The sequence below is a fragment of the Amycolatopsis sp. NPDC043889 genome, assembly GCF_056435645.1.
In genome coordinates this window covers 81,784-89,464 of record NZ_JBWKEC010000004.1, presented here as the reverse complement: position 1 = coordinate 89,464, position 7,681 = coordinate 81,784, and the positions used below count along the sequence as shown (strand labels likewise).

At 69.3% G+C, this 7,681-nt stretch carries 9 protein-coding genes; 7 read left to right on the top strand and 2 right to left on the bottom strand.

Annotated elements, in window-relative coordinates:
• The first annotated feature begins 135 nt into the window (after positions 1–135).
• From AC0685_RS10645 to AC0685_RS10620, 6 genes are all read left to right on the top strand, one after another.
• Entirely contained in the window at positions 136–726 is a 591-nt protein-coding gene (locus tag AC0685_RS10645; protein WP_478225306.1) for a TetR/AcrR family transcriptional regulator, read from the top strand.
• Between the two features lie 164 nt (positions 727–890).
• Complete coding sequence (locus AC0685_RS10640; RefSeq protein WP_478225539.1) at positions 891–1,718, top strand: ABC transporter ATP-binding protein; 828 nt, start codon at positions 891–893, stop codon at positions 1,716–1,718.
• On the top strand, positions 1,715–2,527 hold the full coding sequence (locus tag AC0685_RS10635; protein WP_478225305.1) for an ABC transporter permease: 813 nt from the start codon (positions 1,715–1,717) through the stop codon (positions 2,525–2,527). The genes AC0685_RS10640 and AC0685_RS10635 overlap by 4 nt, the downstream gene beginning before the upstream one ends.
• Positions 2,524–3,678: a sensor histidine kinase gene (locus AC0685_RS10630; RefSeq protein ID WP_478225304.1), complete on the top strand. Its 1,155-nt coding sequence runs from the start codon at positions 2,524–2,526 to the stop codon at positions 3,676–3,678. The genes AC0685_RS10635 and AC0685_RS10630 overlap by 4 nt, the downstream gene beginning before the upstream one ends.
• Positions 3,675–4,295 carry a response regulator gene (locus AC0685_RS10625; protein ID WP_478225303.1) on the top strand — a complete coding sequence of 207 codons (621 nt, stop codon included), beginning with the start codon at positions 3,675–3,677 and terminating at the stop codon, positions 4,293–4,295. Before AC0685_RS10630 ends, AC0685_RS10625 begins: the two co-directional genes overlap by 4 nt.
• Positions 4,296–4,309: 14 nt before the next feature.
• The gene (locus AC0685_RS10620) at positions 4,310–5,656 is read left to right on the top strand and encodes a serine hydrolase domain-containing protein (RefSeq protein WP_340686604.1); all 1,347 of its coding nucleotides are present in this window, start codon (positions 4,310–4,312) and stop codon (positions 5,654–5,656) included.
• Here AC0685_RS10620 and AC0685_RS10615 read toward each other — a convergent pair.
• Positions 5,653–6,120 (bottom strand): hypothetical protein, encoded by a 468-nt coding sequence (locus AC0685_RS10615; protein WP_478225302.1) that lies wholly within the window; start codon positions 6,118–6,120, stop codon positions 5,653–5,655. The two genes, AC0685_RS10620 and AC0685_RS10615, sit on opposite strands and share 4 nt — an antisense overlap.
• Positions 6,120–6,437 (bottom strand): hypothetical protein, encoded by a 318-nt coding sequence (locus AC0685_RS10610; protein ID WP_192743760.1) that lies wholly within the window; start codon positions 6,435–6,437, stop codon positions 6,120–6,122. The genes AC0685_RS10615 and AC0685_RS10610 overlap by 1 nt, the downstream gene beginning before the upstream one ends.
• A gap of 115 nt (positions 6,438–6,552) precedes the next feature.
• Between AC0685_RS10610 and serC the strand changes: the two genes are divergently transcribed.
• Positions 6,553–7,680, top strand: a complete 1,128-nt coding sequence (gene serC / locus AC0685_RS10605) for a phosphoserine transaminase (RefSeq protein WP_478225301.1) — start codon at positions 6,553–6,555, stop codon at positions 7,678–7,680.
• Position 7,681 lies beyond the last annotated feature (1 nt).

Below are 7,681 nucleotides of genomic sequence, written 5' to 3'. Positions count from 1 at the left end.
GTTGTGTCCGAAAGGGGGGGGGGGGGGAGGGGGGGGTGGGGGGGGGGGGGTGGGGGGGGGTGTTTGGGGGGAAACCCAAAACCCCCCCCCACGACCCACCTGACCTAGTCGGCGAGCAGAGGGGAGGATTCGGTCGTGCCGAAGATCGTCGACCACGCCGAACGCCGCCGAGAGATCGCGGGCGCCCTCCTGCGCATCGTCGCGCGTGAAGGCGTCGAGGCCGTGAGCGTGCGCTCGGTCGCCATGGAAGCCGGGGTGTCCGCGGGCGCGGTGCAGAAGTACTTCTCCACCAAGGAAGATCTGTTCCGCTTCGCCCTCGACATGACCAGCGAGTTCCTGGAGCAGCGCTGGGAAACCCTCGATCAGTCCGGCGACCTGCTCGACCTGCTGCTGCGACTGCTGGTCGAGGCGATGCCACTCGACGAGCAGCGCCGCGCGGAGGTGATCGTCATCAACGCCTTCACCGCCCGCGCCGCCGTCCGGCCGTCGTGGGCCGAGTTCATCCGCACCGGCTACGACGAGCTCGCGGAAATCACGGCCCAGTACCTCTCGAAAGCGCAGTCGGCGGGCCATGTCCGCGACGACCTCGCGGCCTCCGACCTGGCCGACGCCGTCCTCGCCCTCTCCGACGGCTTCGCGAACCGGATGCTCACGTCCACCGACCCGGCAGCCCTCCTACCTTCCCTCGAAACCTCCGTCCGCACCCTCCTAACTCCCCGCATTTAGTCCTCTGAACGCGGTAGTTGCGTGTGCAAGGACCGCATCCAGAGGACTAAATGCGGGGAGGGCGGTGACCCCGGTGTCCATCGATCGGTTGACAGCCAGGTTCAGTCCTGCGGATGTCCCGGGACCCCGGTCCCGCACAGCACGATCGAGGTATGAAAACGGCAGTGAGAGTGCGCGGTCTGCGCAAGGAGTACCCGGGCCACACGGCTGTCGGAGGGATCGACCTAGACATCGAGCAGGGCGAAGTCTTCGCGCTCCTCGGCCCCAACGGGGCGGGCAAGACGACGACGGTCGAGATCCTGGAGGGGCACCGCGTGCGGACGTCGGGCGAGGTCGACGTGCTCGGCGAGGATCCCGGCACCGCGGGCCGGGCTTGGCGGGCGAGGCTGGGGATCGTGTTGCAGACGGCCAACGACGCCGCCGAGCTCACCGTCGCCGAGACGGTCCGGCATTTCTCCCGCTACTACCCGGATCCCCGTGACACCGAAGAAGTGATCGAGCAGGTCGGACTGACCGAGAAGGCGGGCGCCCGCGTCAAGAGCCTTTCGGGTGGGCAAAGGCGTCGTGTGGATGTCGCGCTCGGGATCATCGGGCGGCCCGAGCTGGTGTTCCTCGACGAGCCCACGACGGGGTTCGATCCGGCGGCCCGGCGCCGGTTCTGGGAGCTGATCAGGAGTCTCGCCCGCGAAGGCACCACGATCCTGCTCACCACCCACTATCTGGACGAGGCCGAGGCGCTGGCCGGCCGCGTCGCGGTCATCACCCGCGGAGAGATCGTCGCCGAGGGGACGCCGCGGACGCTCAGCGGCCGCGCGACCGCGGAGGCCACCGTCCGCTGGGCCGACGAGCGCGGCAGCCATCAGGAGCGCACCCACTTCCCGGCCAAGCTGATCCGCGAGCTCTCCGCCGACGGCCGCGAGCCGTCGGAGCTGACCGTCCACCGCCCCACCCTCGAAGAGACCTACCTCGACCTGATCGGAGAAGCCCGATGAGCACGCTGGCCCTCCCGGGCACCTTCTCACTCGGCCTCGTCAGAGGCGCCGCGGAGATCAAACAGTTCTTCCGCATCCGGGAGCAGGTGATCTTCACCTTCGCGTTCCCGTCGCTGCTGATGATCCTGCTCGGCTCGATGCTGAACTCCTCGATGCCCGGCATGGTGATCACCACCGGTCAGGTGCTGGCCGCGGGCATGATCGGTTCCGGCATCGTCTCGACTTCCTTCACCAACATCGGGATCAACCTCGCGTCCGATCGCGAGCTCGGCGCGCTGAAACGGTTGCGCGGCACGCCGATGCCCGCCGCGTCCTACTTCGTCGGCAAGATCATCCTCGTCGGCTTCACCAGCATCGCGCAGGTGGTGCTGATGTCGATCGTGGGCAGCCTGCTGTTCGACCTGGAACTGCCGAGCGACCCGGCGAAACTGCTGACCGCGCTGTGGGTCTTCCTCCTCGGCATCACCAGCTGCACGTTGCTGGGGATCGCGCTCGGATCCGTCACCAGGACGGTCAGCGGCGCGGTCGCGGTGACCAACCTGATCTACATCGCGCTGCAGTTCATCTCCGGGGTGTTCGTCACGCCGATCACCGCGCTGCCGAGGGTTATGGTCGACATCGCTTCGTTCTTTCCGGTGAAGTGGATCTGCCAGGGCTTCCGCTCGGTGTTCCTGCCGTCCGAAGCCGCGACCCAGGAAATGGCGGGGACATGGGAACTTCCGATGGTGGCACTGGTGCTGACGGCGTGGTGCGCCGCGGGGCTGCTGCTGGCGAAGCTGACGTTCCGCTGGTCGAACGAAGGCAAGTGAACGCCTGGGAGCGGTTCTACTGGCTCTGGGAGGTCCTGTTCGGGGTCACCTTCGTCGCGACGACGGCCTTGGTGCTCCTCGAAGACGGTGCGACGACGGGCAAAACGGTCGCGCTCCTGTGCCTGACAGGGCTCGGCGCGACCTACCTGATCCGGGGACGCCGCCTCATCAAAGGCCCGGACTACGACCACACACCATGGTTGTTCGCCGGGGTGATGATGCTCTTCACGACGGGTGCCATTTTCGCCGCGGGCACCTCGAGCTTCATCCTCTTCCTCGTCTGCCCCGTGCTGTACATGACGATGCCGACGAAGGCCGCGTCGATCCTCACCACGGCGGCGGTGCTGTCGAGCCCGGTGTCCCTGCTCGCCCGGGGCGGGCTCGGCGAACAGCCGGTCCTGCTGCCGATGACGGCGATCCTGATCATCTTCAGCCTCCTCGCCGGCCGCTACACCACCCAGATCATCGAGCAGAGCAAAGGCCGGGCCGCACTGATCGACCAGCTGGAAGCCAGCCAGGCGGAGGTCGCCAGGCTCTCGCGGGAGGCGGGGACGGCCGCCGAACGCGAGCGCATGGCCCGCGAAATCCACGACACGCTCGCGCAGGGGTTCACCAGCATCGTCACGCTCACCCAGGCGATCGAGTCCGAAATGGACACCGATCCGAATGCGGCCCGCCGCCACCTGGAGCTCGCCGCCCGGACGGCGCGGGAGAACCTGGCGGAGGCGCGGGCGATGGTCGCGGCGCAGGGGCCATCGGCGCTCGCCGCCGCCTCACTGGAGGAAGCGCTGCGCCGTCAGGTGGAACGGCTGACCGAGGAGACCGGGATCGAGGCGTCGATCGACGTCGACGGCCCGCTGCCCGCGCTCCCGATGGCCACCGAAGTCGTCCTGCTGCGAGGCGCGCAGGAGGCGCTGAGCAACATCCGCAAGCACTCACACGCCACCGCGGTCTCGCTACGCCTGTCCGTTGTGGACGGACAAGTCCGGCTCACCGTGACCGACGACGGCACCGGATTCGATCCCGCCGCGCCCACCGGTGGCTTCGGCCTGGCGGGGATGCGGGCGCGCACCGATCAGGTCGGTGGCATCGTGACACTCGAGAGCGAACCCGGTGCGGGGACGACGCTGGAACTGGAGGTGCCTGCGTGATCACGATCATGCTGGTCGACGATCACCCCGTGGTGCGGGAAGGCCTGCGCGGCATGCTGGAGGCCGAGCCGGATCTGAGCGTCGTCGGGGAAGCGGGTTCCGGCGACGAGGCCGTCGCGCTGAGCCGGATCAAGCAGCCGGACGTGATCCTGATGGATCTGCGGATGCCCGGTCTCGACGGCGTCGGCGCGACGCGGAGGATCCTCGCCGACCGGCCGGGCCAGCGGGTCGTCGTGCTCACCACCTACGAGACGGACGCGGACATCCTGCGCGCTGTCGAAGCGGGCGCCTCCGGGTATCTGCTGAAGGACGCTTCGCGCGCGGAGCTCGCCAGTGCGATCCGTGCGGCGTCACGCGGCGAGACGGTGTTGGCGCCTTCGGTGGCCGGGAAGCTGGTGAACCGGGTACGCAATCCGACGGCGTCACCGCTGTCGGCGCGCGAGATCGAAGTACTCCGGCTGGTGGCGCGGGGAAGCACGAACGCCGAGATCGGCAGGGCGCTCCACATCAGCGAGGCGACGGTCAAGACCCACCTGCTGCGCGTGTTCGGCAAACTGGACGTTTCGGACCGCACGGCCGCGGTGACCACCGCTATGCGGCTGGGCCTGCTCGGGTAGGCAGAATGCGTCCCATGCTTGCCTCGACCGAATTGGCGCTGCTGCGCCGCCTCGCGCACGAGCAATCCTCGTGCCGCGCCCCGTCCATCGTCGCCGCCGTCGTCCGTGACGGCGAACTCGCCTGGTCCGGAGGGCGCGGACGTGTCGACGGCGAGACACCCGGCGCCGACACGCAGTACCGGCTCGGCTCGATCACCAAGACACTCGTCGCGACGGCCGTCATGCGGCTGCGCGACGAAGGCAAGCTCGACCTCAACGACCCGCTGGAGCAGCACCTGCCGGGCACCGCGTTCGGCTCGGCCACCATCGCGCAGCTGCTGTCGCACACCTCCGGCCTGACCGCGGAATCGCCCGGCTCCTGGTGGGAGCGCACGGTCGGCGCCGACTGGGACGCGCTCGTCGAGAGCCTCAAGGACGGCGCGACGCGGCTGCGCCCGGGCAGCAAGTTCCACTACAGCAACGTCGGCTACGGCGTGCTCGGCGAGCTGGTCGCCCGGCACCGCGGGCAGTCCTGGCTCGACGTCATCCGCGCCGAGATCCTCCGCCCGCTCGGCATGACCAGGACGTCCCCGCACCCCGAAGGCGCGCACGCGAGCGGATTCGCCGTGCACCCCTTCGCCGATCTCCTCATGCCGGAACCGTCTCCGGACGCGGGTGCGATGGCCCCGGCCGGGCAGCTGTGGTCGACGATCACCGACCTCGCCCGCTGGACGTCGTTCCTCGGCGGCCACACCGGCGGAGTGCTCAGCGAGCAGACCGTCGCGGAGATGCGCGAAATGGTCACCGTGGACGACGGCGACGCCTGGACCACCGGATTCGGCCTCGGCGTCATGCTGATCCGCACGGAGGGCAGGCGGCTGGCCGGGCACACCGGGTCGATGCCGGGGTTCCTCGCCTGCTCGCTGGTCGACGCGAACGCCGGCATCGGCGCGCTCGTGCTGACGAACTCGACGGCGGGCGTCGGCATCACGCAGCTCTGCCTCGACCTGATGAAGCTGACCGAACAGCACGAGCCGTCGATGCCCGCCGAATGGCAACCGTCCACTGTGGACCCGAAGCTGCTGGAACTGACGGGGTTGTGGCACTGGGGCCCGACGCCGTACCACCTGCGACTGCTCCCGGGCGGCCTGTTCTCCCTCGCGCCGGCCGACGGCCCCGGCCGCGCTTCACGCTTCGCGCCGGTGGGCGAGGACACCTGGGTCGGGCTCGACGCCTATTACGCGGGCGAAACGCTACGGGTCGGGCGGGACTCGGCGGGCAAGCCGAACCATCTCGACCTCGCGACGTTCATCTTCTCGCGGACCCCGTTCGATCCGGCCGCGCCCATCCCGGGCGGCGTCGACCCCGAGGGCTGGCGCTAACGGAAGCGGAAGGCGGCGGTCGTGAATTCGCGGCCGCCGTCGGCGCACACCAGGCCGTCGCCGTAGTCGGCGTCTCCGACGACCCACATCCGGCGCGGGCCGCGCAGCGACTCGGCGAGTTCGTTGGGGCATCGCTCGATGACGAACTTCGCCGGACGTCCGTCGAGGACGGCCCACCCGCGCGCGGTTCCGGCGGCGGGATCCAGTGTGGCGGTGGCCAACGCCCAGGGGCCGAGCACTACGTCGAGGACACGTTCACGACGGCGGATCGTGCTCTCCCCCGGGAGGTCTCCGTGCATCCAGCTCGGCAAGCCGGGGACGAACACGAGCACGAGAGTCGCCGCGAAACCGACGAGCGCGCCGATGGTGGACGTGTCGTCCCAGTCGGCGAAGATCCAGTGCCCGCCGAGCCCGAGGAAGTACAGGAACAGGAAACCCCACCTGGGTCTCCACGGATCGGACATCAAGCGGCCGGGGTGTGCCCGACCGCCGCGCCGACGGCCGCGATGAACTTGCGGGCGATGCGCTTGCCCTCACCCCAGTCGACGAAGCCGAACTTGAGGCTCGTCTGGATCGCCAGCCCGGAGCCCTCCGTCGTCCGCTCCACCTTCACGGTGACCGTCTGCCCATAGCTGAAGAAGCCGAGCTTGGTCGAGAAGGTGACGTATCCGGCCGCGGCGTCGTAATAGGGGACTTGGCCCTTGACCGCGTCGACCCCGTTGGGGAGGGCCTGCCACAACGCCTCGGGGGGAACGGGGAACCGCTCGTGCACTGTCGCCATGAGGCGAGAAGCTACCCGGCGGTCGGCTCCGACGGGAGCCGGTCCGCCGATCCCATATTCCGGACACGCGGCACCGACTATCAGCAGGGTCGTCCCGACCTGAGAGACTGAGCACATGACCGACGCACCTGAGTTGACCCTCCCCGCGGACCTGAAGCCTGCCGATGGCCGCTTCGGCTGCGGACCGTCCAAGGTCCGTGACGAGCAGCTCGCCAACCTGGCGAAATCCGGTGCCACCTACCTCGGCACCTCGCACCGTCAGAAGCCGGTGAAGTCCCTCGTCGGCCGCGTGCGTGCGGGTCTGTCCGAATTGTTCTCCCTGCCCGAGGGCTACGAAGTGGTCCTCGGCAACGGCGGGACGACCGCATTCTGGGACGCCGCCGCGTTCGGGCTCGTGCGGGAACGTGCGCAGCACTTCACCTACGGCGAGTTCTCCTCGAAGTTCGCCACGGTGACCAAGGGCGCCCCGTTCCTCGCCGACCCGATCGTCGTCAAGGCCGACCCGGGCAGCGCGCCCCAGATCGCCTACGAGGCAGGCGCCGACCTGGTCGGCTGGGCGCACAACGAGACCTCGACCGGTGTCGCGGTGCCCGTGCGCCGCCCCGAAGGCAGTGAAGGCGCCCTCGTCGCCATCGACGCCACCTCCGGCGCGGGCGGCCTGCCGGTCAAGGCCGAGGACTTCGACGTCTACTACTTCGCGCCCCAGAAGTCCTTCGCCTCCGACGGTGGCCTCTGGATCGCGCTGGCCTCGCCGGCCGCGGTCGAGCGCATCGGCGAGATCGGCGCGAGCGACCGCTGGATCCCCGAGTTCCTGTCGCTGACCACGGCGCTCGACAACTCCCGCAAGGACCAGACGTACAACACCCCGGCGGTGTCGACGCTGTTCCTGCTGGCCGACCAGATCGAGTGGATGAACTCGAACGGTGGGCTCGAGTGGACCACGTCGCGCACCCGCGACTCGTCGACCCGGCTGTACGAGTGGGCCGAGAAGACCGGCTACACGACGCCGTTCGTCAGCGACCCCTCGCTGCGCTCGCAGGTCGTCGGCACCATCGACTTCGCCGACGAGGTGGACGCCGCGGCGGTGGCGAAGGTGCTGCGCGCCAACGGGATCGTCGACACCGAGCCGTACCGGAAGCTCGGCCGCAACCAGCTGCGCGTCGGCCTGTTCCCGGCCATCGACCCGGACGACATCACGAAGCTGACCCAGAGCATCGAGTACGTCGTCGAGCGCCTGGGCTGAG